The 25,925-nt window shown below is 71.6% G+C and carries 22 protein-coding genes; 11 read left to right on the forward strand and 11 right to left on the reverse strand.

Annotated features, from left to right (window positions below):
* The first annotated feature begins 323 nt into the window (after positions 1-323).
* Entirely contained in the window at positions 324-1,214 is an 891-nt protein-coding gene (locus ACFY0F_RS29820) for a hypothetical protein (RefSeq protein WP_388800895.1), read from the forward strand.
* A gap of 112 nt (positions 1,215-1,326) precedes the next feature.
* Here ACFY0F_RS29820 and ACFY0F_RS29825 read toward each other — a convergent pair whose 3' ends face one another.
* Entirely contained in the window at positions 1,327-1,824 is a 498-nt protein-coding gene (locus tag ACFY0F_RS29825; RefSeq protein ID WP_388801359.1) for an inorganic diphosphatase, read from the reverse strand.
* A 231-nt stretch (positions 1,825-2,055) separates the two neighbouring features.
* Between ACFY0F_RS29825 and ACFY0F_RS29830 the strand changes: the two genes are divergently transcribed.
* Positions 2,056-4,149, forward strand: coding sequence for a SpoIIE family protein phosphatase (locus ACFY0F_RS29830; RefSeq protein ID WP_388800898.1), 2,094 nt, complete (start codon positions 2,056-2,058; stop codon positions 4,147-4,149).
* Positions 4,150-4,235: 86 nt separating this feature from the next.
* Here ACFY0F_RS29830 and ACFY0F_RS29835 read toward each other — a convergent pair whose 3' ends face one another.
* Positions 4,236-5,243, reverse strand: coding sequence for an NADP-dependent oxidoreductase (locus tag ACFY0F_RS29835; protein WP_388800901.1), 1,008 nt, complete (start codon positions 5,241-5,243; stop codon positions 4,236-4,238).
* Positions 5,244-5,401: 158 nt separating this feature from the next.
* On the reverse strand, positions 5,402-5,827 hold the full coding sequence (locus ACFY0F_RS29840) for an iron chaperone (RefSeq protein WP_388800904.1): 426 nt from the start codon (positions 5,825-5,827) through the stop codon (positions 5,402-5,404).
* A 221-nt stretch (positions 5,828-6,048) separates the two neighbouring features.
* Between ACFY0F_RS29840 and rox the strand changes: the two genes are divergently transcribed.
* A complete protein-coding gene (rox, locus tag ACFY0F_RS29845; protein WP_388800906.1) occupies positions 6,049-7,476 on the forward strand; it encodes a rifampin monooxygenase in 1,428 nt (475 codons plus the stop codon).
* Between the two features lie 252 nt (positions 7,477-7,728).
* Complete coding sequence (locus ACFY0F_RS29850; protein WP_388800909.1) at positions 7,729-8,538, forward strand: SGNH/GDSL hydrolase family protein; 810 nt, start codon at positions 7,729-7,731, stop codon at positions 8,536-8,538.
* Positions 8,539-8,588: 50 nt separating this feature from the next.
* Here the strand turns inward: ACFY0F_RS29850 and ACFY0F_RS29855 are convergent, their stop codons facing one another.
* The 3 genes from ACFY0F_RS29855 to ACFY0F_RS29865 all read right to left on the reverse strand — a co-directional run bounded on the left by ACFY0F_RS29855 (position 8,589) and on the right by ACFY0F_RS29865 (position 12,337).
* Positions 8,589-8,819: a hypothetical protein gene (locus tag ACFY0F_RS29855; RefSeq protein ID WP_388800911.1), complete on the reverse strand. Its 231-nt coding sequence runs from the start codon at positions 8,817-8,819 to the stop codon at positions 8,589-8,591.
* A gap of 108 nt (positions 8,820-8,927) precedes the next feature.
* Positions 8,928-10,841, reverse strand: a complete 1,914-nt coding sequence (locus tag ACFY0F_RS29860) for an N-acetylmuramoyl-L-alanine amidase (RefSeq protein ID WP_388800914.1) — start codon at positions 10,839-10,841, stop codon at positions 8,928-8,930.
* Between the two features lie 65 nt (positions 10,842-10,906).
* On the reverse strand, positions 10,907-12,337 hold the full coding sequence (locus ACFY0F_RS29865) for a hypothetical protein (RefSeq protein ID WP_388800917.1): 1,431 nt from the start codon (positions 12,335-12,337) through the stop codon (positions 10,907-10,909).
* Positions 12,338-12,436: 99 nt separating this feature from the next.
* Between ACFY0F_RS29865 and ACFY0F_RS29870 the strand changes: the two genes are divergently transcribed.
* From ACFY0F_RS29870 to ACFY0F_RS29885, 4 genes are all read left to right on the forward strand, one after another.
* Positions 12,437-13,798 carry an RICIN domain-containing protein gene (locus ACFY0F_RS29870; protein ID WP_388800920.1) on the forward strand — a complete coding sequence of 454 codons (1,362 nt, stop codon included), beginning with the start codon at positions 12,437-12,439 and terminating at the stop codon, positions 13,796-13,798.
* Positions 13,799-13,938: 140 nt separating this feature from the next.
* The gene (locus tag ACFY0F_RS29875) at positions 13,939-15,096 is read left to right on the forward strand and encodes a site-2 protease family protein (protein ID WP_388800922.1); all 1,158 of its coding nucleotides are present in this window, start codon (positions 13,939-13,941) and stop codon (positions 15,094-15,096) included.
* 45 nt (positions 15,097-15,141) lie between these two features.
* Complete coding sequence (locus tag ACFY0F_RS29880; protein ID WP_388800924.1) at positions 15,142-16,269, forward strand: CapA family protein; 1,128 nt, start codon at positions 15,142-15,144, stop codon at positions 16,267-16,269.
* Positions 16,270-16,300: 31 nt separating this feature from the next.
* Positions 16,301-16,816: a GNAT family N-acetyltransferase gene (locus ACFY0F_RS29885; protein ID WP_388800927.1), complete on the forward strand. Its 516-nt coding sequence runs from the start codon at positions 16,301-16,303 to the stop codon at positions 16,814-16,816.
* A 54-nt stretch (positions 16,817-16,870) separates the two neighbouring features.
* Here the strand turns inward: ACFY0F_RS29885 and ACFY0F_RS29890 are convergent, their stop codons facing one another.
* Positions 16,871-17,638: an SAM-dependent methyltransferase gene (locus tag ACFY0F_RS29890; protein ID WP_388800930.1), complete on the reverse strand. Its 768-nt coding sequence runs from the start codon at positions 17,636-17,638 to the stop codon at positions 16,871-16,873.
* Between the two features lie 667 nt (positions 17,639-18,305).
* Here ACFY0F_RS29890 and ACFY0F_RS29895 point away from each other — a divergent pair.
* Positions 18,306-19,820, forward strand: a complete 1,515-nt coding sequence (locus ACFY0F_RS29895; RefSeq protein ID WP_388800933.1) for a von Willebrand factor type A domain-containing protein — start codon at positions 18,306-18,308, stop codon at positions 19,818-19,820.
* Positions 19,821-20,517: 697 nt separating this feature from the next.
* The gene (locus ACFY0F_RS29900) at positions 20,518-22,908 is read left to right on the forward strand and encodes an ATP-binding cassette domain-containing protein (protein WP_388800936.1); all 2,391 of its coding nucleotides are present in this window, start codon (positions 20,518-20,520) and stop codon (positions 22,906-22,908) included.
* Between the two features lie 27 nt (positions 22,909-22,935).
* On the opposite strand, the gene ACFY0F_RS29905 is transcribed toward ACFY0F_RS29900, so the two are convergent.
* The 4 genes from ACFY0F_RS29905 to ACFY0F_RS29920 all read right to left on the reverse strand — a co-directional run bounded on the left by ACFY0F_RS29905 (position 22,936) and on the right by ACFY0F_RS29920 (position 25,322).
* Positions 22,936-23,718, reverse strand: a complete 783-nt coding sequence (locus ACFY0F_RS29905; RefSeq protein ID WP_388800939.1) for a lanthionine synthetase LanC family protein — start codon at positions 23,716-23,718, stop codon at positions 22,936-22,938.
* Positions 23,719-24,307: 589 nt separating this feature from the next.
* Positions 24,308-24,481, reverse strand: a complete 174-nt coding sequence (locus tag ACFY0F_RS29910) for a hypothetical protein (protein WP_388800942.1) — start codon at positions 24,479-24,481, stop codon at positions 24,308-24,310.
* Positions 24,482-24,512: 31 nt separating this feature from the next.
* Positions 24,513-24,791, reverse strand: a complete 279-nt coding sequence (locus tag ACFY0F_RS29915; protein ID WP_388800944.1) for a hypothetical protein — start codon at positions 24,789-24,791, stop codon at positions 24,513-24,515.
* A gap of 27 nt (positions 24,792-24,818) precedes the next feature.
* The gene (locus tag ACFY0F_RS29920; RefSeq protein WP_388800947.1) at positions 24,819-25,322 is read right to left on the reverse strand and encodes a hypothetical protein; all 504 of its coding nucleotides are present in this window, start codon (positions 25,320-25,322) and stop codon (positions 24,819-24,821) included.
* Between the two features lie 67 nt (positions 25,323-25,389).
* Between ACFY0F_RS29920 and ACFY0F_RS29925 the strand changes: the two genes are divergently transcribed.
* Positions 25,390-25,881, forward strand: a complete 492-nt coding sequence (locus tag ACFY0F_RS29925; protein WP_388800950.1) for a peptidylprolyl isomerase — start codon at positions 25,390-25,392, stop codon at positions 25,879-25,881.
* The last annotated feature ends 44 nt before the right edge of the window (positions 25,882-25,925 follow it).

Consider the following 25,925-nt stretch of genomic DNA (forward strand, 5'->3'; position numbering starts at 1 on the left):
CCGGTTCGGTCGTCCGTGTGCGCACAGCGGCGGAACCGTCCGTATGGCTTCGGGCGACGCCGTCGTACGGCCATCACCGCAGGTCGGTGTGGGCGTCCCCCTGGGGTGGGAGCGCGCCCACTATAGGGGGGAGCCTGCCCCCTGCGGAAGAGACGAGTGCGGCGCAACCTCCAGGGCCACGATGGGCATGCAGCTGGGTTTGGCGGCCTCGTCCCCGTCACCCTCCGCGAGGCGAATGGGAGAACTACCGGGCCACGGTCGACGTCTCCTTCCCGGACCCGGACGGCGGACTCGCCGCCCTGGGCGTCCGCCGGCAGAAGGGCATGGCGATCAGTGACGCCGCCTACAACGTGCGCATCGGCCCGGACGGCGCGTGGACGTTCTACGAGTACGGCACGCCCATGAGTTCGGGAACGGTCGCGCCGGCCGGCACCTACCGGCTCGCCGCCGAGGCGAAGGGCGCGACGATCACGACGTACATCGACGGGAAGGCCGTCGCGACGTACCGTGACCCGACCCCCGAGACCCAGGGACGTGTCAAGCTCGGCACCGACTTCCACCGGGTCGCGTTCGACAACCTGAAGGTCGAGAAGATCGACGGGTACACGCCCTACGCGAGCGCGCAGCTGGACAACATGGACGGCTCGGTCGCCTACGACGGCGCCTGGAGCAGGAAGGCGGCGTTCGGTGACACGATGGACTGGTACCGGTCGACGTCGACGAGCACGGCGACCGGGGCCTCGGTGACGGTGCCGTTCAAGGGCACGGGAGTCGATGTCATCGGCGGCAACGACGGCAGTGCGGTGCTCGATGTCCACGTCGACGGCACGTTGATCGCGCGGGACGCGAAGACCACCGCCACCGACAAGCGCCTCGCGACGTACGCGCTGCGCGGGCTGCCGGACGGCATGCACAGGGTCACGTTCGTCCTCAAGTCCGGGAAGATCGTCCTCGACGCCTTCAACGCCCTTTCGGGCGCCCGTGGATGGCCCCGTGGACACGACACCGATCCGCGACCGTCTGGACGAGATCGGAAGCCCGGTGCGAGACGACCACACGCCGGCTCCTGGGCCTTGTTCGCCAACGCCGCCTCGGCCGCGAAAGCCGCTGTGGACGGGCAGAAGGGTCTGGACGTCATCGGCGTCGAGCAGATCGTGCAGAGGCTCGGCGAGGCGTACGACGGGCTGGCGCGCGAGGACGGCGCCGGGCAGTAGTCGGGCAGCGACGGCTTATTGGCGGCTTTGCACTGGCCGAGTGGTGGCCCGTCTCGGATCAGGTCTCGTCGTCCTCACGAGTTCCTGACGCCCGCCTGTGCCGCGGGTACGCTCACGCGGGCTCGCTCCTGTGCTGTTCGGCACGCCGTCGGGACGCCTCGATCTCCGCGTAGGCGGCGTCCCGCCCCTCCCAGTGGGAGCCTTCCACGCTCTTGCCGGGCTCCAGGTCCTTGTACACCTCGAAGAAGTGTGTGATCTCCAGCCGGTCGAACTCAGGGACGTCGTCGACGTCCTGGAACTGCGCGTACCTGGGGTCGTGGGCCGGCACGCACAGCACCTTGTGGTCGGGCCCGTGCTCGTCGCTCATGCAGAACATGCCCACCGCACGGCACTCGATGGTGCAGCCCGGGAAGGTGGGGTCGCCGGTCACCACGAGAGCGTCCAGGGGATCACCGTCCTGGCCGAGGGTGCCGTCTATGTAGCCGTAGTCGGCCGGGTACTGGGTCGAGGTGAACAGCATCCTGTCCAGACGGATCCGGTGCAGCTCGTGATCCATCTCGTACTTGTTGCGGGATCCCTGGGGGATCTCCACGGTCACGTCGAATTCCACGTCCGCCTCCTTGCCGTCCGCGGCCGCCGCGCGCTCGGCGCCCGGCGGCCGCGGACCGGTCGTACGCCGGCGCACGGCACGCCTGATACCGGACGTGCACTACCAGTGTGCGCCCACCTTCCCACAGGCGGCCCGCCCGGACCTGGCGTCTTCGCGTCGCATCCGCCCGGAAGCCGTGCTGAGCCGCGGAGCCGGGAGGAATTCCGCTCCGCGGGGGCGTAGCGTCCCTGTATGGGCGATACGGGCGAGCTCGATGCCGTGTTCGCGGAGACGGTCCGCCGGACCGGCGCGTCCATCGGCGCTCTGTACCTGCTGTCGCCGAAGGAGCAGGTGCTGTGTCTGGACGCGTTCTGCGGGGCACCGGCGGAGTTCGCCGCACCGTGGGCGAGAGTACCGACGGCCGCCCGGGGACCGGTGGCCGACGCGGTCCGCGAGCAGCGCATGGTGTGGGTGGACGGTCAGCAGGAGTTGGCCCACTCCTATCCGCGCACCGCGATGGTGCTCCCCTACCCGTTGATCCTGGTGGCCGCGCCGGTCACCGGCGTACGGACGTGGGGGGCGCTGCTGCTGATGTGGCCCGACTCCCGTCCGTCGCACATGACCGGACGGGAGCGGGGCCTCATCGCGTCCAGTTGCGGGCGTCTGGCCCGGCTGCTGGAGGAAGCCGTCGCGCACGGCGGCTCCCCGGCCTGCGGCGACGGGCCCCGCGTCGTCTCCCCGGGGACCGGCCGCCGCTCCTTGAGCCCGGCGATGGCCGCCGCCGACTTCGTCGAGCGCCTGCCCGGCGGCAGTTGCGCCCTGGATCTGGAGGGGCGCTTCACCTATGTCAGTTCCGGTGCCTGCGAGCTGCTGGGCCGTGAGGCGGGCCGGTTGCTGGGGACGCTGCCCTGGGAGTCCTTGCGCTGGCTCGACGAGCCCAGCCATGAGGACCGCTACCGTGCCGCGGTGATCAGCCGCGAGCCGGTTTCGTTCACCGCGTGCCGACCCCCCGACCAGTGGCTGGACTTCCACCTCTATCCGGACCCCAGCGGCATCAGCGTCCGCATCGTGCCGAGCGGAACCCGTCCGCCGCCCGTACCGGCGCCGAGCCGGTCCGCGCGGACCGCCGCACCGGCCCGCGCGGGCCGGCTCTACCAGCTGACACACCTGGCCGCCGCGCTGACCGAGGTCGTGGGGGTCCAGGACGTCATCGACCTGGTCGCCGACCAGATCATGCCCGCCTTCGGCGCCCAGGGGCTGGTCCTGTCGGCGGCCGAGGCCGGGCGGCTGCGGATCACCGGCCACCGGGGCTACGATCCGCAGACCATCGAGCGTCTCGACGGCCTGCCCCTCGACACCGCCTTCACCCCGGCCGGGCGTGCCCTCACCGGCGGCGTCCCCTCCTTCTTCTCACGGCCGGAGGAGATGCGGCGCGTCTACGCCGAGGCGGAGCTGGTCAGCGGCAAGCAGGCCTGGGCCTTCCTCCCGTTGATCGTCTCGGGCCGGCCGGTCGGCTGCTGTGTGCTGTCCTACGACAGCCCGCACGAGTTCACGAGCGAGGAACGGGCCGTCATGACGTCACTGGCCGGTTTGATCGCCCAGGCCCTCGACCGCGCCCGTCTGTACGACACCAAGCACGACCTCGCTCATGGTCTGCAGCAGGCGCTGCTCCCGCGTACCCTGCCCGAGGTCGCCGGCCTGCGGGTGGCCGCCCGCTATCTGCCCGCCACCCGGGGCATGGACATCGGCGGAGACTTCTACGACCTCATCCGGCTCCGCGACACCGCCGTCGCGGCCGTCATCGGTGACGTTCAGGGCCACAACGTCGCCGCCGCCGCTCTGATGGGGCAGGTGCGTACCGGCGTCCACGCCCACGCGACCCTGGGCACGGCCCCCGGCCAGGTGCTCTCCAGAACCAACCGGCTGCTCACCGATCTCGCGCCCGACCTGTTCACCAGCTGCCTCTACGCCCACCTCGACCTCGCCGGCCGGCGCGCGACCCTGGCCAGCGCCGGCCACCCGCCGCCGCTTCTGCGCCTCCCCGACCGCGACACCCGGCCGGTCACCGTCGCGCCCGGACCGCCCCTCGGCGTCGACCCCGACGCGGTCTTCCCGGTGACCGAGATCCCGCTCACCCCGGGACTACTGCTCGCCTTCTACACCGACGGCCTAGTCGAGACGCCGGGAGTCCACCTCGACGACTCCATCGCCCGCCTCGCCCACCATCTCGCCCAAGCCGACGACCGGGACCTGGACCTGCTCGCCGACGACCTGCTGAAGCACGTCAGCACCGCCGGGCAGCGCACCGACGACATCGCACTCCTGGTGCTGCGCTACGGAGGATGACGTCCGGTCACCCGACGGAGTCGCTGGCGGGGAGGGGGGCCGGCCGCGTCACCCCCGGGGCGGCCCGGTTGGAGGGCCGTCGACGGTCACGCCAGCTCCAGCACGAGCTTGCCCACGTTCTCGCCGCGGAAGAGCATCTGCAACGTCTCGGGGAAGTCGTCCACGGTCCCCCGCACCACGTGTTCCTTGACCTTGATACGGCCGGCGCCGATCCAGGCGGAGATGTCCCGCGCGGCCTCCGCGTAGCGCTCGGCGTAGTCGAAGACGACGAAACCCTCCATGCGGGCGCGACGCACCAGCAGCGACAGGTAGTTCGAGGGGCCCTTGACCGGGGTGGTGTTGTTGTACTGGCTGATCGCGCCGCACACCACGACGCGCGCGTGCATCGCCAGCCGGGTCAGGGCGGTGTCGAGGATGTCCCCTCCGACGTTGTCGAAGTAGACGTCGATGCCGTCGGGGGCGTGCTCACGCAACGCCCTCTTGACGTCGTCGCCCCGGTAGTCGATCGCCGCGTCGAAGCCCAGTTCGTCGGTGAGCAACGCGCACTTCTCCGGCCCACCGGCGATGCCCACGACCCGGCAGCCCTTCGCCTTCGCGATCTGGCCGGCGATGGTGCCGACCGCGCCCGCCGCTCCGGACACCACGACGGTCTCGCCGTCCTTGAGCGCCCCGACGTCCAGCAGCCCGAAGTAGGCGGTCATACCCGGCATGCCCAGGGCGCCCAGATACGTCGAGGGCGGGGCGAGCGAGATGTCGATCTTCATGGCGCCCCGCCCGTCGGAGACCACGTACTCCTGCACACCGAACGTGCCGACCACATGGTCACCGGGCTTGAAGTCGGGGTGGTCGGACGCGATGACCTCGACGACCGACCCGGCGCGCATCACCTCGCCGATGCCCACCGGAGGCAGGTAGGAGGGACGGTCGTCCAGCCAGCCGCGCATGGCCGGGTCGAGGGAGATGACGCGCGTCCGGCCCAGGAACCGGCCCGGACCCGGCTCCTCGACGGGTACGGAACGGTGCTCCCAGTCGTCCGGCCCCACTTCACCCACGGGACGGGCCGACAGACGGATCTGGCGGTTGGTCGCAGACATCACGCCTCCTGTTGTTCGCAGCTCCCAGCGACCATACCGACCGGTAGGTACGAAGGTATGCATGATTTTCGCCACACCAGGTTCGGCATGTCCCCCACCGCCGCGCACAACACCGCCGCCCACAACGTCCACGGCGCACACCGGGAAGCGTTCCGGCGTCAGCTCACCGCCCGCTTCACCAGCTCCGCGATCCGGGCCTCGTCGCCGCTCGTCAGGTCCCCGGTCAGCGCGTACGAGGCCGGCCACATCGCTCCGTCGTCCAGGTTCGCCTGGTCACTGAAGCCGAGTGTGGAGTAGCGGGCCTTGAACTTCGCGGAGCACTGGAAGAAGCAGACGACCTTGCCGTCCTTCGCGTACGCGGGCATCCCGTACCAGAGCTTCGGCGTGAGCCCCGGCGCGGCCTCGGTGACGAGGGTGTGGATCCGCTCGGCCAGAGCGCGGTCGCCCGCCTCCATCTCGGCGATCTTCGCGAGCACTTCGCTCGTTCCGTCGGCCTTGGCGGAGCCGCGGCGAGCCGTCTTCACCTCCCGGGAGCGGTCCTTCATCGCGGCGCGCTCCTCGGCCGTGAACCCCGTGCTGCTCATCGCGGTCTCCTCCCGTTCGGTGTCCCCTTCGTGGGACGAACCTGATGCTAGAGGGCCGCTGACGGGCGTGGCTTCTCCGAAACTGACCGGCCGGCTCGGACGGCAAAAACAAAGGCAAGGAGATGACCCACTCCTTGCCACTCTTAACGTATAGCGCACTGGGGGCCTTGCGGCAAGCCCCTCGTCGTGCTGCACAATCTCCGGCCTACGCAGGGGGTTTGATGATTGATGTGATCGTTGCCGGTGGTGGACCGACCGGCTTGATGCTGGCCGGCGAGTTGCGTCTGCACGGGGTGCGGGTGCTCGTGCTGGAGAAGGAGCCGGAGCCGACGAAGGTGGTCCGCGCGCTCGGACTGCATGTGCGCAGCATCGAGGTGATGGACCAGCGCGGTCTGCTGGAGCGGTTCCTCGCTCTCGGCAAGCAGTACAGGGTCGGCGGTTTCGTCGCCGGCATCGACAAGCCCTGGCCCGACCGGCTGGACACCGCGCACGCGTACGTCCTCGGCATCCCGCAGACCGCCACCGAACGTCTGCTGGCCGAGCACGCCACCGAGCTCGGCGCCGAGGTCCGGCGCGGCCGGGCACTGGTCGGGCTGAGCCAGGACGACCACGGGGTGACCGCTGAACTGGCCGACGGCACACAGTTGCGCTCGCGCTACCTCGTCGCCTGCGACGGCGGCCGCAGCACGGTGCGCAAACTGCTCGGCGTCGGCTTCCCCGGCGAACCCAGCAGGGTCGAGACGCTGCTGGGCGAGATGGAGGTGGGCGTGGACCAGGAGATGCTGACCGCCGTGATGGCCGAAGTACGCAAGACCCAGAAGCGGTTCGGCTTCATGCCCCTCGGGGGCGGGGTGTACCGCGTCGTCGTGCCCGCCGAAGGAGTGGCCGAGGACCGTACGGTCCCCCCCGCCCTCGAGGAGTTCAAGAAGCAGCTCCGGGCCGTCGCGGGCATCGACTTCGGTGTGCACTCGCCGCGTTGGCTGTCCCGCTTCGGCGACGCCACCCGGCAGGCCGAGCGCTACCGCGTCGGCCGGGTGCTGCTGGCCGGCGACGCGGCGCACGTCCACCCGCCGACCGGTGGCCAGGGCCTCAACGTCGGCATCCAGGACGCGTTCAACCTCGGCTGGAAACTGGCCGCCGAGGTCGGTGGCTGGGCCCCGGAGGGGCTGCTGGACAGCTACCACGTCGAACGGCACCGGGTGGCCGCCGCCGTGCTGGACCAGACCCGCGCGCAGATGCAGCTGATGTCCACCGAGCCCGGCCCGCAGGCGGTGCGCCGGCTGGTGGCGGAGCTGATGGACTTCGAGGAGGTGAACCGGTACCTGATCGAGAAGATCACCGCGATCGACGTCCGCTACGACTTCGGCGAGGGCCACGAGTTGCTCGGTCGCAGGCTGCGGGACGTGCGGCTGGAGCGGGGTCGTCTCTACGAGCTGATGCGCGGCGGTCGCGGACTGCTGCTCGACCGGACCGGCCGGCTCTCGGTGGCGGGCTGGACCGACCGGGTCGACCACGTCGTCGACGCCAGCGAGGAGCTGGACGTGCCCGCGGTACTGCTACGGCCGGACGGCCACGTGGCATGGGCCGGTGACGACCAGCAGGAGCTCGTCGGCCGGCTGTCCCGGTGGTTCGGCGCCCCCGCCGGCTGAGCGCCCGGTCCCGCGCGAACCGAACCCGCGCCGCTCGCCGGGCCGCCGCGCGCTACGCCGGGCGGGTGACGGCTCACCGGGTGAACCTGCTCGGGGCCGAGGCCCGCCGCCGCGGCCCGCACGCCGATCGGCGTGCCCGGCGGCCGTGCGGGCGCTTCGGCAGCGGCATCGCCGATGAGGTCTGTCAACACGGTTGACCAGGCTGGACGGGCACGGCGGGTGGGGGCGGTCGGGCCACGGTACAGGAGAGTCATGAGACAGTCCCGCATAGCGTCCGGCGTGTCCTCCCTGCTCCTCGCGACCACCTGCACCCTCACGGGTCCCGCGGCCGGGGAGGCGGCGTCGAACTCGGCAGCCCTGGGCTACGTGGCCCTCGGTGACTCCTACGCCGCCGGTGTCGGAGCCGGCGACTACCTTCCCTCCGGCGCGGACTGCCGGCGCAGCAGCCTGGCGTATCCCGTCCTGTGGGCCGCGATCCACGCGCCGGCGTCGTTCGACTTCACCGCGTGCAACCACGCCAGGACCAGCGATGTCATGGCGAACCAGCTGGGCCCGCTCGGTCCGCGCACCGGTCTGGTCACCCTCACGGTCGGCGGCAGCGACGCGGGCTTCGCCCGCGTCATGACGATGTGCGTGCTGCCCGGCCACGCGGCCTGCCTGTCCGCCGTGGCCACCGCCGGTACCTTCATGGACACGACGCTGCCCGGCAACCTGGACCGTCTCTACTCGGCCGTCCGGAACAAGGCGCCCGCCGCCCACGTGGTGGTGCTCGGCTACCCTCATCTCTACCAGCTCCACGGCACCTGTTCGGGCGGTCTCGAGGACGTCGAGAGGTCCGCGCTCAACGGGGCGGTGGACCGCCTCGACAACGTGATCGCCCGGCTCGCCGCCGCCCACGGGTTCACGTTCGCCGACGTCCGGGCGGCCTTCACCGGCCACGAGATCTGCTCGTCCCGCCCCTGGCTGCACAGCGTCGACCTGCTGGACCTCACCGATTCCTACCACCCCACGGCGGCAGGGCAGTCGCTCGGCTATCTTCCCCCGCTCACCGGCGCGAGCTGAGCGCCACCGCCGCGCCGGTCAACAGGGATCGCGGAGTCAGTCACCCGGCTTCAGTTCCCGGGCTCCTCACCCGGCTTGTCGGCCACCGCGGTGCCGAGCAGGGCCTCCTTGTCCGCCCCGATTCCGGAGCGGCCGGTGAAGTCCTCGGCGTTCTCGACGACCGAGACGCCCGGGATCCTCGCCGCGGCACGGTAGAGGGCGGCGTCCAGGACGGCTCGGCACCCGAGCCCGTCTCGTCGGCGGCCGCGGCGTCGGGTCTCGGTTCCTCCCGTAGCCGCCACGCCTCGCGAAACGTCAGGGACACCACGTCCTCGGCAGTGCCCTGTCCGCAGGCGGCTCCCCGTCTCCATGACCTGTGTCATACGGGGGGCCGCCTGAGGGGTCGGGCGCTAATCGGTCTCCGTGACGTCGCCCGCGTAGACGAGGGCCACCCGGTGGTTGTACTGGATGGTGTACATCTTCTTGCCGCCGAGGACGACCCGGCCGCTGGACGGGAAGTAGTCGTCGGTGACGGCCGGGGGCTGGGTGGCCACGTAGGCCTGGCCGGCCGGGACGGTGTACTGGGCCAGCGGCGCCTGGGTCGAGGCCCCGAGACCCGCCGGGTACTCGTTGGCGTCCGGGTAGCTGGAGCCGTAGACCGGCACCGGCGCCTCAGCGGCAGGCTGGACGACCTTCACGTCATGGGCGCGGGTGGTGTTGCAGCCGTGCGGGTTGTGGAACCACACCTTGGCCCCGCTGAACCAGATCGCCGTCCAGTCGCCCTCCTGCCCGGCGACGACGTACTGCTGACCGGCCTGCGCGGTGCTGCCCCAGTCGTTGATCCGGTCGGTGCCCGCGCCGTTCGGGTGCACTGCCTGGTCACCGAAGAGCGGGGCATCCTCCTGGGGCGCGGTGCGCAGGTACACGAAGTTCGCCGGACCGGACCGCTCGGTGCACTGCGTGGTGGCGCCGGTGGGGTCGTCGGACGGGCAGACCTGCGCGGTCTGCTGGTTGCGGTCGAACCCGGGGGTGATCGTGACCACCGAGCCGACCGGGCCCACGCCGTGGCGCCCGGTGACCGGGGCACCGAGCAGCCGCATGAAGTGCTCCCAGTCCCACTCCGGTCCCGGGTCCCAGTGCATCCCGGAGACCAGCGCCGTGTTGGGCCCGGCCACGTTGTCGTGCCCCAGGACGTGCTGCCGGTCGAGCGGGATGCCGAACCGCGCGGCCAGGTACTTCACCAGTTCCGCCGTGGCCTCGTACTGGGCCTCGGTGTACCAGGTACCGCCGTGGGCGGCGTAGCCCTCGTGCTCGATGCCGATCGAGTGCATGTTGGTCGAGTAGTTGCCCGCGTGGAAGGCGAGGTCCTTGGTCGGCACCATCTGTGTCACCGCGCCGTCGGAGGACCGCATCACATAGTGCGCCGCACCGGCGCCGGGGGTCTGGAAGGCGCTGATCGCGGACTCGTAGGACGACTCGGTGTCGTGGATGACGATGGAGTCGATACGGATGCCGTTGGCGGGGCGGTTGGAGACCTGGCCGTTCGAGGGGGACGCCGCGACGAAGGTGCACGACACGGTGACGGGACACTCCGTCGTGCCGTCCTGGGCGGTGACCGACTTCCGTCCGGCCGGCTGCGAGCCGGCCGGACGGAGGCCCGGCACGGCGCGCAGTGTGACGCGCTGACCGTCGTCCGTGGTGCGCGAGACTCCCTTGCGCAGGGTCGCGTAGACCCGGTCCGCGTACGCGGTGGCCGCTCGGCGCTCGGTGGTGCCGCTGAACCGGGCCACCGCCGTGTACCAGGCATCCGGGTCCGGGGACAGTTCGCCGGTCGCCGCCTTCTGGTACGACGCCAGAAGCGCGGCGCCACCACGTATGTTGGCCTCAGGGTCCGTACGCATCGCCCGCACCGGGAGACCGGTGAGGCGGGCCGCCTTCCTGAGGGTGTGCAACGCCGGGTCTGCCGCCGTCTTCGCCAGATCCGCACGGCCGACGGCGCCGGCGTCGCCACCGGCCAGCATCGCCGGTGTGAGATCGGTCAGGTGCATGGGCCCGTAGCCGCCGTCGCCGCTGTACCTGCCTTGGTGCGCTTCCCAGGCCGACTGCTGGTAGGCGACGGCCAGCAGCACCTCCAGCGGCACGCGGTACTCGGCGGCCGCGGCGGCGAACTGGTGCTGCCGCTGGGACGGTCCGGAGGCGACCGGGGATGTGCCGCCGGGCGCGGCGACCGCCACGGTGGGTGAAACCACGCCGGCCGCGGCCAGCAGGCCTGCGGCGACGAGCGCGGTGCCGCGGCCCCGCGCAGTGATGATGCGTCTCGACATCAAGGATCCTGTGAGTGGATTACGGGGGTGCCCAACGGCCCGTCGACACCGTGTGGTTGACGAAGCTAGCACACCCCGTCGGCCTGCCGACCCGTCAGCTTTCCGTGAGCTTCGACGAGGTGGGACATCACTTCACGTGGCAGTGACGGGTTGGCGGCAGCCGCTTCCACCACCTGCCAGTCGTGGTCGGTCAGCAGCTTCACGATGGCGTCCGCGGGAAGGGCGGGATGGCCGGCGGCGATGCGTCGTGCTCGTTCGACGGTCAGGCAGGCGAGCAGCGCGGGGGCCGTGGCGTTGCGGTGCCGGGCTATGGTGCACAGTGCCTTCCGCACCGGGAATCCGGCCAGTTCGGCCAGCAGGGCGGGGCTTGCTTCCGGATTGGCCGTCACCGCCGCGACGACGCGTTCTCCGTGCCGGTCGACCATGGCACGCAGTCGGGCTTCGGACAGGCCCGGGTGCGGGGCGACGGACTTGACGACCTTGGCGTCGGGGTCTTCGGCCAGTACGTCGCGGACACCCGGCGGCAGATCGCGTCGCTGGGCCACCAGCCCCCGGACCGCCGGATCCGGCGACTGTGCGAGTTCCTCGACCTCGGCCGTCGAGGCGGCGGCGATCCGCGGCAGCAGGGTGGCGCCGACCTTGGCCGTGCCGGCGAGCCGGGTGAGGATGCCGAGCGGGACGTGGGGATTGCGGGCGAGGCCGCGCCGCACCTCGAGGTCGGGGTCGGGGCCGGCCACCAGCGTGCGCATCACGGTGGTGGGGAGGGCCGGGTTCTCGGCCAGCTCGGCCCGGACACACGGTTCGGGATCCGCGGCCAGTCGCTCGTACGCCCACGGGGGCAGGTCGGGGCGGGCCGCGAGGGGCCGACGCAGGTGCATCGACGGATGATCGTGGAAGGTGGCCAGGACTTCGCCGGGTGCGGCCGGATTCTCCAGGGCCGCCTGCCGTATGCCGTGCCAAGGCGGGTCGTCTTCCGTGGCCAGCGCCGCGAGGACGGCCGCAGGCGTCGCCTCGTTGGCGGCCACCGCGCGCCGGACCTCGGCACGCGGGTGTTCCGCGAGGCGGGCGGCCACGTCCGCCGGGGCCCACAGAGCCAGCTCCGCGACGACTCCTGCGTCCGGGTCCGCGGCCAGGGCCGCCACCACGTCGGACGGCAGACCGGGGCAGGCGGCCAACCGCTCCCGCCGCTCCGGGGTCGGGTCCGCCGCCAGCACACGCGCCCACTCCGGCGGACCGGCGCGCTCGGACAGCAGAGCCAGGGCGGCGTCCGGCTGTGTCACGGGATCCACGTCGGCAACCGTCAACCGGCCCTCACCGGCGAGTTGTCCGGCGCTCTCGGGGACGTGCGCGGCGAGCGCAACCGCCTGTGTGTGGCCGAGGTCGGCGCGACGGGCGATCTCCCGGGCGACATCGGAGTCCGCGATCGTGATCAGCCGGTCGACGAGTTCGGACGGCAGGGCGACATTGGCGGCGAGTCCGCACAGGACGTGGTTCACGGAGGCCATCCTTTCGTCAACTCTGGCGGAACGCACGCGAGTTCAGGTATGTCATGTCTATGCCACCCATCCGGAGTGCCGGAGTGAGAGGAAACTCCCGTGCGTCTGCGCCCCCTGCGCCTCCTGTGCGGCACCGCCGCGCTCGCCCTGACCCTGCCCGTACTGTCCCCGGGCCGGGCCGCGGCGGCCGTCCCCGTCCACCCGGTCTATCTGCAGAACTACGCCACCGGTCTGAACGCCGCCGACAGCGGCGGCGCCGTCGCCGCGCACCACCCGAAGGGCAACGAGGACCATCAGCAGTGGACCCCGGTCGCGGTCGACGGCGGCTACCGGCTGCAGAACGCCGACGAGGCCGGCACCTGCCTCGGCCGCAGCGGCGCCTCCGCGGTGACCGCCGCCTGCGGGGCGGAGGGCACCACCTGGACGATCAGCACGGACGCCGGTGGCACCTACACCGTGAGCGTGCCCGGCACCTTCCAGTACCTCACCGGATCCTCCGCCGACCCCGGTGCCGTAGGACTCGGCTCCACCGGCGACCTCGCCCGCTGGTACCTCACCCCGGTGACATACGCGACCACCGGGATGCCGTCCGCCGACACGCGCACCCTGGACCAGGTCACCTTCCTCACCGCGCACAACGCCTTCGCCAACGGCGCCGACGGGAACTTCGCCTCGTTCCCGGTCAGCCTGTTCCCCAACCAGAACTACGGTGTCAGCCGGCAACTGAGCGACGGCGTACGCGGTTTCATGCTGGACGACTACACCGTTTCCGGGCGGGCCGTGCTCTGTCACAACAGCTGCGACGGAGTGAGCAGCCCGGTCCCCCTCGCCACCGATCTGCAGCGCATCGTCGACTTCCTCAAGGGCGACTCCGGTCGGTTCGTCACCGTCTTCCTGGAGGACTACGCCTCCTCCGACGTGCTGAAGTCCTCCCTGGCCTCGGTGAACGGGCTGAACGACGTGCTGTACCGGCCCGACCAGGAGGGTGTCGCGACCAAGGGCTGGCCGACCATGGCGGACCTCGCGGCGCGCGGCAAGCAGCTGCTGATCTTCAGCGACCGGACGCGGGCGAGCGACACCGCGAACGGCTGGGCGGCCCGCGACACCTTCGGTGTGATGTACCAGCGTGAGTGGACCGTCGAGAACTACTGGTCCATGGGCGCCGGGCTCGGCAGCTCCGACTGGTCGTGCTACAGCCGCTGGGGCACCGACCGCCCGCTGACCGTGGACTCGGCCGCCTTCCACCCGCTCTTCGTGATGAACCACTTCCGGGACTACCCGATCGCCTCCACCGCCGAGACGGACAACGGCAAGCTCCAAAACCGCGCCCAGAACTTCTGCACGCCCGCCGCCCGCAAGAAGCCCAACTACCTCGCCGTGGACCGGTACGACCTGGGCTCCCCCACGCCACTCGGCACGGTCGGCACCCTCAACACCTACGTCCTCGCCTCCGGACAGTGATCGACGACCGCGCTCGGCCGGGGCGTCGCCGCCCGTCTCGGCGGTGACGGGTCGCATCGGATCCGAGCCGATCGGCCCTCCCCTCCCGGCGGTCTCCGCCGGAGGATGAAGGTGTCGCACCGTGCTGTGAGGCGAGGATCATGAACGAGACGCTGTCCCTCGGCCGGATCGCCGGCGTGCGCGTCGGTCTCAACTGGAGTGTCCTGGTCATCGTCGTCCTGGTGACGGTCGCCCTGGCGCGCGGCCGCTTCCCCGACGCCCACCCGGGCCACTCCCCCACGCTGTACTGGGCGCTCGCCCTGCTCACCGCGATCGTCTTCCTCGGCTCGCTGCTCGCCCACGAGCTGGCGCACGCCGTGGTCGCCCGCCGCAACGGCGTCCAGGTGGAGGGCATCACGCTGTGGATGCTGGGCGGCGCCGCCCGCCTGCGCGGCGAGGCCCCGACACCGGCCGCGGAGCTGCGCATCGCGGGCGTGGGTCCGCTCACCAGCCTGCTGGCCGGTGGCGTACTGGCCGGCCTTGCCGTGGGTCTGGACGCGCTCCACGTGTCCGGGCTGGTGGTGGAGGCGGTGGGCTGGCTGGCCGCGATCAACGTACTGCTGGCCGTCTTCAACGCGCTGCCCGCCGCTCCGCTGGACGGGGGGCGGCTGCTGCGTGCGTACCTGTGGCACCGCACCGGGGACCGGCTGCGGGCCACCCGGGGCGCGTCGGCGGCGGGCCGGGTACTGGGCTGGATCATGGTCGTGACCGGCTTCGCGACCGTGCTGTTCGCCGGTGACCTGTCCGGCCTGTGGCTGGCGCTGATCGGCTGGTTCCTGATCGCGGCGGCCACCGCCGAGGCCCGGCAGGCCGAGACGCGGGGGGTACTGGACGGAGTGCCGGTCGGTCGTGTCATGACCCCCGACCCGGTCGCCGTGCCGGCCACGGCCACGCTCGCGGGCTTCCTGGCCGAGGGACCCTTCGGCCACTACCGCCACTCCGCGTTCCCGGTGCTGGAGCCCGACGGCTCGGTGGCCGGGCTGCTCACCGTCCGGCGCGTCGACGCGACGCCACCCGGGAACCGGGCCGGCACCTCGGTGCGTGAGGTGATGCACCCCCTCGCCGACATCGTCACGGTGGCCCCTCAGGATCCGGTGCTCGATCTGCTCCCGCGTCTGGAGGCGAGCCCCGCCCGCCGCGCCCTGGTGCTCGACGAAGGCCGCCTGGTCGGCATCCTGACCGTCGCCGACGTCGCCCGCGCTCTGTCCTGGCCGACCCCGTCCGCCCCCGGCGGCCCCGGCGGCCACGGCGGGCGGTGACCGTCGCCGTCGCGCTCCGTCCACCGCACGGCTTAGCCTGGGAGCATGCGCGGGGGCCCGGTCACCCTGTTCCTCTGCGGTGACGTGATGCTGGGCCGGGGTGTCGATCAGATCCTTCCGCACCCCGGGGATCCGGTGCTCAGGGAGGCCTACGTCCATGACGCGCGTGCCTACGTCGACATGGCCGAGGCCGTGAACGGGTCGATTCCCGCACCGGTCGGCTTCTCCTGGCCGTGGGGCGAGGCGCTGCGGATCCTCGACGAGGCCGCTCCCGACGCCCGGATCATCAACCTCGAGACCAGCATCACGCAGGCCGGCCGGTTCGCTCCCGGCAAGGAGGTCCACTACCGGATGAACCCCGCCAACCTCCCGTGTCTGACCGCTGTCCGTCCCGACGTCTGTGTCATCGCCAACAACCACGTGCTGGACTTCGGGCTCGGCGGACTCGACCAGACGCTCGGTGCCCTGGCCGACGCGGGGCTGCGGACGGCGGGGGCCGGCCGGGACGCGGCCGAGGCTCGGCGGCCGGCGGTCGTCCCCCTCGATGGCGGGGGCCGGGTGCTGGTCTTCTCGTGCGGGACGGCGTCGAGTGGCATCCCACGCGGCTGGGCCGCGACCGGCGGGCACGGCGGTGTGGACTTCGTGGCCGAACCGTCCGGCGCCGCCGCGGCCGCGATCACCCGTCGGGTGCGGCAGACGAAGCGACCGGGCGACATCGTGGTCGTCTCGGTTCACTGGGGGACGAACTGGGGGTTCGGTGTCTCCCGTGACGAGGTCGGCTTCGCCCACGCGCTCGTCGACGGCGGAGCGGACGTCGTGCACGGACATTCCTCGCACCATCCGCGCCCGGTGGAGCTCTACCGGGGGAAGCCCATCCTGTACGGCTGTGGCGACTTCGTCGACGACTACGAGGGAATCAGGGGCCACGAACGGTACCGGGACGATCTGCGGCTGCTGTACCTGGTCACGCTGGAACCGGGCACCACCACACCGGCCGCCGTTCGCATGGTGCCTCTCCAGGCGCGGCGGATGCGGCTGGTGCGCGCGTCCCACGAGGACGCCGAGTGGCTGCGGACGGTTCTGAACCGGGTCGGCCGAGGCATCGGAGCGCGTGTCGCGCGTGAGCCGGACGACACGCTCTTCCTCCGGTCACCGGGAGGGCCCGCGCTCTGAGCCGGGGCGGCTGTCGGACCCGCACCCTAGGATGACCGCCGTGGACACCGCAGACGTACAAGTGAGGCTGGAGCCCTGGTCGCAGGACGACTTCTGGCTGCTGCAGAGACTCAACACCCCTGAGATGACGGAGCACCTGGGCGGCCCCGAGACGGAGGAGCAAGTCGTCACCCGGCACGGGCGCTACCTCCGGCTCGAGGCGGGGCAGATGTACCGGGTCACGCTGGCCGGCACCGGTGACACCGTCGGCTCGATCGGTATGTGGGAGCGGGACTGGCGTGAGGGAACGGTGTGGGAGACCGGATGGGGGGTGTTGCCCGAGTTCCAGGGACGGGGTCTGGCTGTGGCGGCGGCCCGCGCGCTCGTCGAAGCGGCGCGAGCGGCCGGAGGGCACCGGTACCTCCATGCCTTTCCGAGCCAGGATCACCCCGCGTCGAACGCGGTCTGCCGGAGGGCAGGATTCGAGCTGCTGGGTGCGGTCGAGTTCGAATACCCCAAGGATCACTGGATCACGTCGAACGACTGGCGCGTGGATCTCGGCGTGTAGGAGGGGCGACGGGCCGGAGCGGACCGCCGCGGGAGTGGGTCGCCGGTCCACGGCTCAGCGCACCGGGACGAGGGTCAGGTAAGCGAGGCCCATGACACCGCGGTACCCCCTGAGCCAACGACTCCGGTGCTGGTCGACGCGGTCGCGGGTCTCCTTCGCCAGCGGGTGGTCGGCGTGGGTGGCCAGCCACTCCTCGACGTCCGACTGGTAGGCCGACTCGAACTGATCCCATTCGTCGTCGCTCGCCGTCTCGATCCAGACGGGGCGGAAGCCGGCGGTGACGGCGAGGTCGACGAGGCCGGCGAGGTCGTGGAACTCGGAGGCCGAGGCGTCGGGCCACATCGCCGCCAACTCGCCCGTGGTGGGCGGCCGTTGCCAGAAGCCCTCGCCGAGAACGACACGACCGCCCGGGGTGACCAGGGTACGCAGGGCGCGCAGGGCCGCGGTGATGTGCTCGGGTGGCTGGGCGGCGCTGAGGGCGTGCCCGGCACTCAGGCAGAGTACGAGATCCGCGGGGCCGTGGGTGGTACCGACGGCGGACTCCTGGACGAAGCGGACGCGCCTGCCGAGGCCCCGGGACTCGGCGTTGGCACGTCCGCGGGCGAGGTCTTCCTCGTTCAGGTCGATGCCGACACCGGTCGCGCCGGGGGCCGCCTCGAGCAGGCGCAGCATGAACTCACCCCAGCCACAACCGATGTCGAGCACGGTTGCCGGGGCGGCCTGCGCGGTGAGCCGGCGGATCATCCTTGCCGCGCGGTCCTCGGAGAGGGGACCGTGGAAGGTGAGCCGGGTCAACCGTGGTGGGGCGGTGCTGTCATCCATGAGCCGGAACAGTAGGGACGGTGGGGCCGTCGGCGACACCGGTTTTCCGGTGCGGTGTGCGGGCAAGCGCACGGCCCGGACCGTCGGGTCCGGGCCGAAACCATGTCTCTCGTTGATGCGGGGCGGAAAACCGCTGCTCAGGGTGCTGGGACCGGATCTTCTGCCCCGGCCCCTTCCCGGGGCGCGGAGCCACCTGCCGGCCGAGACGCGCACTGGGTCGTCTGCACTGTGGTGCCCGCGGCCCCTGGCGCGAGAGCCCACAGAACGCCTCCACCGCCCGCACTCTTGATCGTCACCTCGCACTTCTCCTCCTGTCTGCCGAGGTCAGGACCAGGAGCGGTGCGGGCGGCGGCGGCTGGGGCGGAGACCAGGGCTGCTGCGAGGACGACGACGGCTGCAGCGGCCGAGTGTGCGAGAGAGAGGTGCACACGGTACGAACGCGGAGTCTTCATGATCACACTGTGCGCAGGGAAAGCTCCGACGGAAAGCCGACAGGCCCTTGCGCAGTCAACTCAACCCGATCGTACGTCTGCCAAGTGGCGTCCGGGGCGGACGGCTTCCGTGGCCCCTTCGAGATCCGATCGCAACACTTCACGGCGCACGTCCCCACCGCTCGCCCCGTCACAGTCACACAAGACGGCGTCAACAGGCATGGGGGTCGGGCAAGATGGAGCGGAATCGGATCAGGCGGCTGCGCGGCGCCCTGCTCGCGCTCACGGCGGCGGGCGGCCTGCTGCTGACCAGTTGCGGTGCGGGCACCGGCGGTTCCCGGGTCGACGGCCCCGAGTACGGGAGGCACCGGGCGCCGGCCCCCGCGGAGACCGGCGGCTCGGACGGGACGGCCGCCGACTCCGACTCACCGTCCGACCATGTGTCCACCTTCGCCCTCGACGTCGACACCGCCTCCTACGGCTATGTGAGCCGCCTGCTCGCCGAGGGACGCCGGCCCGCGGCGTCGACCATCCGCCCGGAGGAGTTCGTCAACAGCTTCCGGCAGGACTACCCCCGTCCCGACGGCAACGGCTTTTCGGTGACCGTCGACGGCGCCCGCACCGGCAGGGCGAACTGGTCCCTGGTGCGGGTCGGTCTCGCCACCAGGGCGGCGGACCCGGAGGGCGAACGGGCGCCCGCAGCCCTCACCTTCGTCGTGGACGTCTCCGGCTCGATGGAGGAGCCGGGCCGTCTCGACCTCGCCAAGAAGTCCCTGGACACAATGACGGACCGGCTGCGCGACGACGACTCCGTCGCGCTCGTCACCTTCAGCGAGAAGGCGGAGACCGTCCTGCCGATGACCCGGCTCGGCGGCCACCGCGGGCAGGTCCACGACGCGATCGACGCTCTGGAGGCGCTGTCCTCGACCGACCTCGGCGCGGGCGTCGAGAGGGGTTACGCCACGGCCGTCCAAGGGCTGCGCAAGGGCGCCACCAACCGCGTCGTCCTGGTCTCCGACGGGCTCGCCAACGACGGGAACACCGACCCGGACACCATCCTCGAACGCATCGCCACCGCCCGGCGCGAACACGGCATCACCCTCTTCGGAGTCGGCGTCGGCAGCGACTACGGCGACGCCCTCATGGAACGCCTCGCCGACAGGGGCGACGGGCACACGGCGTACGTGTCCGACACCGACGGCGCCCGCAAGGTCTTCGTCGAGCAACTCCCGCAGAACATCGAGCTGACCGCCCGTGACGCCAAGGCCCAGGTCGCCTTCGATCCCGCGACCGTCGCCGAGTTCCATCTCGTCGGCTACGACGACCGCCGGGTCGCCGACGACGACTTCCGCGACGACCATGTGGACGGCGGCGAGGTCGGGCCCGGCCACACCGTCACCGCCGTGTACGCCGTGCGCACCCGGCCCGGCCACGACGGTCACCTCGCCACCGCCACCGTACGCTGGCTCGACCCGCGCACCCGCTCCCCGCACGAGGCCTCAGGCGGCCTGGAGACCGGCGCCCTGCGCACGTCCCTCTGGGCGGCCTCCTCCCGTTTCCAGGTGACCGCGGTCGCCGCCTATTTCGCCGACGCCCTCCGTTCCACCGACCACGACCGCACCCCGCTTCCGGGCGCGCCCGGCCTCGACACCCTGTACCGCCACGCCACCGCGCTGGCCCGCGCCACCGAGGACCCGGCGGTACACGGGCTGGCCGATGCCATCGGGCAGGCGGAACACGTACTGGACTGACCTGCGCGAGGAGCTGAGCCGTACCTCCACGTCGTGGGTCTCGAGCCAGGCGCCGGCCCTGTTCGGGGTTTCCGCGCCGGTGCTCGGGCGGCGGAGCCGGGCCGGTCGACCGCAGGACGGGCGGACGGTGGCCGGTCCGGGTCGGACAACCGGCTCGACGCGTCCGAGACCGCCCGTACCGTCACACGAACTGCGGCCTGGGAAGACCATGCCGAGCGCGATCTGGGCGAGAAAACGCAGACATGCCGGGTCGACCGTCATCCGGTAACAGACGTACAGGCGGCCGGACGCCGTACGGATACTGAGCGCATGCCACGCGTTCTGCACGGCCGTCGCGGCGGAGCGCGTCGCCGACCCCGGGGCGGCACCGGGAGCGGTCACCGTCACGGGCCCGGACGGCCGGCGCGTCGAAGGAGGCGCCACGCAGTGCCCCCACGTCCCACCCGGCGAGGTGCCCGGCCGGTCCTTCTCCGGCACTCGGTGACCTGTGCGGCACGAAGACACCACCGGACCGAGAATGCGACAGCCGCCACCGTCGGCGCATGCGCGGCTCTGGTCGTCATCCGGCTGTGACGGCCGCCGGCCCGATGGAGCAGAATTCGAGAAGCGCCGATCATCGGGGCGGACCTAGTGTGACCGCCATACCGTCGCCACCAGCGCGCCGGCGAAGGACAGCCAGACGTCAGATGGAGACACGATGAGCATGGCCACGAGCACGGACACGCAGTCCCCTGCGTCGCACGTCGCCGACAGCCACGATCTGATCCGCGTGCACGGCGCGCGCGAGAACAATCTCAAGGACGTCAGTATCGAGATCCCGAAGCGCCGGCTGACCGTGTTCACCGGTGTCTCCGGCTCGGGCAAGAGCTCGCTCGTGTTCGACACGATCGCCGCGGAGTCGCAGCGGCTGATCAACGAGACCTACAGCGCGTTCGTGCAGGGCTTCATGCCGACGCTGGCGCGGCCCGAGGTCGATGTGCTCGAAGGGCTGACGACCGCGATCATCGTCGACCAGCAGCGGATGGGTGCCGACCCCCGCTCCACGGTCGGCACCGCGACCGACGCGAACGCGCTGCTGCGCATCCTCTTCAGCCGGCTGGGGCGGCCGCACATCGGCTCGCCGAAGGCGTTCTCCTTCAACGTCGCCTCGATCAGCGGTGCGGGCGCGGTCACCGTGGAGCGTGCCGGGCAGACCGTGAAGGAGCGTCGCAGCTTCAGCATCACCGGCGGGATGTGTCCGCGCTGCGAAGGCCGGGGCACGGTCACCGACCTCGACCTCACCCAGCTCTACGACGACTCCAAGTCGCTCACCGAGGGGGCGATCACCGTCCCCGGTTACAAGGGGGGCGGCTGGAACTCCCGGCTCTACGTCGAGTCGGGCTTCTTCGACCCCGACAAGCCGATCCGCGAGTACACGGAGAAGGAGCTCCACGACTTCCTGCGCCGCGAGCCGACCAGGATGAAGATCGCGGGCATCAACATGACGTACGAGGGGCTGATCCCGCGGATCCGGAAGTCGATGCTCGCCAAGGACCGGGAGGCGATGCAGCCGCACATCCGCGAGTTCGTGGACCGGGCGGTCGCCTTCACCACCTGCTCCGCGTGCGACGGTACCCGGCTGAACGAAGGCGCCCGGTCGTCGAAGATCGAGGGGATCAGCATCGCCGACGCGTGCGCGATGCAGATCAGCGATCTCGCGGCATGGGTGCGGGGACTGGACGAGCCGTCGGTGGCACCACTGCTCGTGGCGCTGGGTGACACCCTCGACTCGTTCGTGGAGATCGGCCTCGGCTACCTCTCGCTCGACCGGCCGGCGGGCACGCTGTCCGGCGGCGAGGCACAGCGCACCAGGATGATCCGTCATCTCGGCTCCTCGCTCACCGACGTCACGTACGTCTTCGACGAGCCGACCACGGGCCTGCACCCGCACGACATACAGCGGATGAACGACCTGCTGCTGCGGCTGCGGGACAAGGGCAACACCGTGCTCGTCGTCGAGCACAAACCGGAGGTCATCGCGATCGCCGACCACGTCGTCGACCTCGGCCCCGGCGCCGGTACGGCGGGTGGCACCGTCTGCTTCGAGGGCACCGTCGAGGGGCTGCGCACCGGCGGCACCCTCACCGGCCGCCACTTCGACGACCGGGCAGCCCTCAAGGAGACGGTGCGCACGCCCACCGGGATGCTGGAGATCCGCGGCGCGACGACGCACAACCTGCGCGGGGTCGACGTCGACATCCCGCTCGGCGTGCTCACCGTCGTCACCGGCGTCGCCGGCTCCGGCAAGAGCTCGCTCGTGCACGGGTCGATCCCCGCCGGTACGGGTGTGGTGTCGGTCGACCAGACCGCGATCCGCGGCTCGCGGCGCAGCAACCCGGCTACGTACACCGGGCTGCTCGACCCGATCCGCAAGGCGTTCGCCAAGGCCAACGGCGTGAAGCCGGCGCTGTTCAGCGCCAACTCGGAAGGCGCCTGCCCGACCTGCAACGGTGCCGGGGTCGTCTACACCGACCTGGCGATGATGGCCGGTGTCGCCACGACGTGCGAGGAGTGCGACGGCAGGCGGTTCGCGGCATCGGTCCTCGACCACCACCTGGGCGGCCGGGACATCAGCGAGGTGCTGGCGATGTCGGTGACCGAGGCCGAGGAGTTCTTCGGCGCCGGCGAGGCACACATCCCGGCGGCCCACCGGATCCTGCAGCGGCTGGTCGACGTCGGGCTCGGGTACCTCACCATCGGGCAGCCGCTCACCACGCTGTCCGGCGGCGAGCGGCAACGGCTCAAGCTTGCCACGCACATGGCGGAGAAGGGCGGCGTCTACGTCCTCGACGAGCCGACCGCCGGCCTTCATCTCGCCGATGTGGAACAGCTGCTGGCCCTGCTCGACCGGCTCGTCGACTCCGGCAAGTCGGTCATCGTCGTCGAGCACCACCAGGCGGTGATGGCGCACGCCGACTGGATCATCGACCTCGGTCCCGGCGCCGGCCACGACGGCGGCCGGATCGTCTTCGAGGGCACTCCCGCCGACCTCGTCACCGCGCGGTCCACCCTCACGGGCGAGCACCTCGCGGCCTACGTCGGCGCCTGACCGAGGCCGTTCACCCCGCAGAGCCCGTTACGCGGCGGTACTGCGCAGGCGCGCCGGTACCGCCCACCACTGGTCCGGGCGGTCCACCACCGGGGCGTCCGGGCCGGTCTCGAGGAACCGGGCGAGGCGGAGGAGGTACGCGGCGATACCGGCGGCGCCCTGCATCCACGCGGTGCCCGGGGGCAGCAGCGGTGGGTCCTCGCGGTGCTCCAGGAAGCGCCAGCGGGCGCCGTCCTCGTCCCTGACGGCCCGCTCCGCCAGCGCGTCGCCCATCACGCGCGCCGCCCGCAGAAGGGTTTCCGCTTTTCCCGGGTCCTCGCAGTCCTGCACCGCGTCCAGGAGTATGTCCCCGACGCCCGCCGTTCCGCAGCAGCGGCCGTCGTTGTCCCAGAACCCGGGGCGCAGGCGCCGCGGGACTCCGGAGGTGAGGATCGAGGTCAGGCAGCGGTCCCGCAGCTCACCGACGTCGTGGCCCGCCACCTCGGCGACACCCGCGTACGACAGCGCGGCGAACAGGTGGGAGGTGCCCGCAGGCCCGTGGCACCAGGTGTAGGTGACCGGCTCCACCTCCCGCTTCGACGGTGGAATGGTGTGCGGGACGATGAATCCGCCGTCCTCCAGGGAGCCCATGGCCAGCACGTGCCGGGCTCCCTCCACCGCTGCCTCGACGAAGTCCGGCCGGTGCAGTGCCGCACCGGCCACGGCCAGCGCCGCGGCGACCCCCGCGGTGCCGTGCGAGTAGTTCGGCGCCCTCCACTCCGTGTCCGCCGCGATCCCCCAGTCCAGGCCGGCCGGTGTACGGTCGGCCACTCGCAGCAGGGCCTCGCAGCCGGTCGCCGCGATCGCCGGCGCGTACTCTCCGCCCGCCCAGACCGCCGTCAGCGGCGCCCATGATGATGTCGTTCAGGGGCGTGTCGGAACCCGGCACGAAGTCGACCGTCGTCCGCCACCCCTCGGGGGTCGCCAGGTCGGCCAGCCGCCGCAGCGCGACCTCCTCCTTGCCCGGGGCGAGCAGTCTCAGCGCCATGGCGTCGCCCGCCAGACCGTCGTACAGCGACGGTTCCGTCCTGTCCGCCGCCTGCGCCGACAGCCTGGTCACGATCCCCGTCGCCAGGGTGCGCTCGCGCTCGACCGGTTCCCGGTACTGCGCGATCTCCGCCAGCACCGGGGCGAGACCCGCGATCCCCGAGTACAGCGTGTCGCGGTGTTCCGACGGCGCCGTGACCGGGCCGTCGTCCGGCACCGTCTCCGGCAGCCACGGCCCCTCGTCCTCACGTACCTGGTTCAGCACCCACGACCAGGCGGCCTCGCCCAGTTCCCGGTACACGTCGCTCGAGATCATCCGGTCACGCTACAACTACGCGCCACCCAGGGGCACATGGCCGGAGACGATCAGCGGTCACGCGGGCCTGATGTCGTCCCTCTCCCCCTCCGCCTGGGACGGCTCGGTCCTCGGGACGTCCGGGTGCTGCTCCGCGGCCGCGCGTTCCGTCGGTTCGTCGCGCTCGCCCTCGGCCTGGGAGGGGGTGTGAGAGTACAGCCAGGTGTCGTATTCGGAAGCTCCGGTGCTCATGGCAGGCCTCCCTCGCGAGGTGGTGTGCCGGTCAGGTCTCGATCACGGCGGCGCAGTCGGGGCACACCACGGGTGCGTACCGCGCCGGGTACCAGGGCGCTCCGAGGGCTTCCGAGGAGGTCCGGGAAGCCGCCCGCATGGCGAAGGTGTCCTTGCCGCACAGGGTCCGCGGTCCGGTGGCGGTGGGCGCCCCCGGAGCCGTGGGCGCCGCGTGCACCCTGCGCACGGGCCGCTCCTCACCGCCGGGGTCCGGGGAGGCGTGTGTGGCGTTCGGCTTGTCGAGTTCGTACACGACGACGATCTCGCCCATGACTCCATGGTAGGCGGGAGAGAGCCGTTACCGGTCCAGGGCGCCGGTTCCGCCGTTGACGGTGGCCACGAGCCTGCCGATGGTGTCGCGGGAGCGACGAGGATCCCCCTCGTCCAGCGCGGCCAAGGCGGCGGCCGCGGCCGCGCGTACCGGGGTGGGCAGGGCGGCCTCGGCGGCGACCCGGTACGCGGCGCCGCGACGGGCGAGGCGCTCCTCGTCGCTCACCCCGCCGGCGCTCAGGGGGAAGACGGCCGCCTCGTACTGGGCGACGACGGTGAGGAGGCCGTGGGAGAGGCCCTCGGCATAGCCGCGGGCCATCGCCTCCTGTTCCGCGACGGCGAAGCCGGCCATGGCTTTCCGCCGGACGAGGACGGAGGCGGTCAGGCAGACGGCTCCGGCGGACAGGCCGGCGACCGCCGACGCGGTCCAGCCGCCGAGGAGCGCACCCAGTACGCCGCCCGCCACGGCCACCAGGCAGGTGATCCCGCTGCTGAGCAGCAGGAGCGCGCGGGCGGGGGTGAGGGTGGTCATGCCGTGCAGTGTGCCACGGGAGGGGCCTCGGCGACCCCGGAGACCGGTTGAGGGTAGGTTGATCGCCATGAGCGAGAACGTCTACTTCGACATCACCATCAACGACGAACCGGCCGGCCGGATCACCTTCAGGCTCTTCGACGACGTCGTCCCCAAGACCGCCAGGAACTTCCGTGAGCTGGCCACCGGCCAGAACGGCTATGGATACGCCGGTTCCTCGTTCCACCGGGTCATCCCGCAGTTCATGCTCCAGGGCGGTGACTTCACCCGGGGCAACGGCACCGGCGGCCGGAGCATCTACGGCGAGAAGTTCCAGGACGAGAACTTCACCCTCAAGCACGACCGCCCCTACCTGCTGAGCATGGCGAACGCGGGTCCGCACAGCAACGGGTCGCAGTTCTTCATCACCACCGTCGTCACGGACTGGCTCGACGGCAAGCACGTGGTCTTCGGCGAGGTCGTGGAGGGTCAGGACATCGTCGACCGGATCGAATCCCTCGGCAGCCAGAGCGGAGCGCCCAAGGCGAAGGTGACGATCGCCGCGAGCGGGACGGTCTGACCGGTACCGCCACGCTCGAACGGGCCGGGCGCCTTCTCCCGCCC

It is taken from the genome of Streptomyces sp. NPDC001544, from assembly GCF_042894285.1.
Classification (GTDB): domain Bacteria; phylum Actinomycetota; class Actinomycetes; order Streptomycetales; family Streptomycetaceae; genus Streptomyces.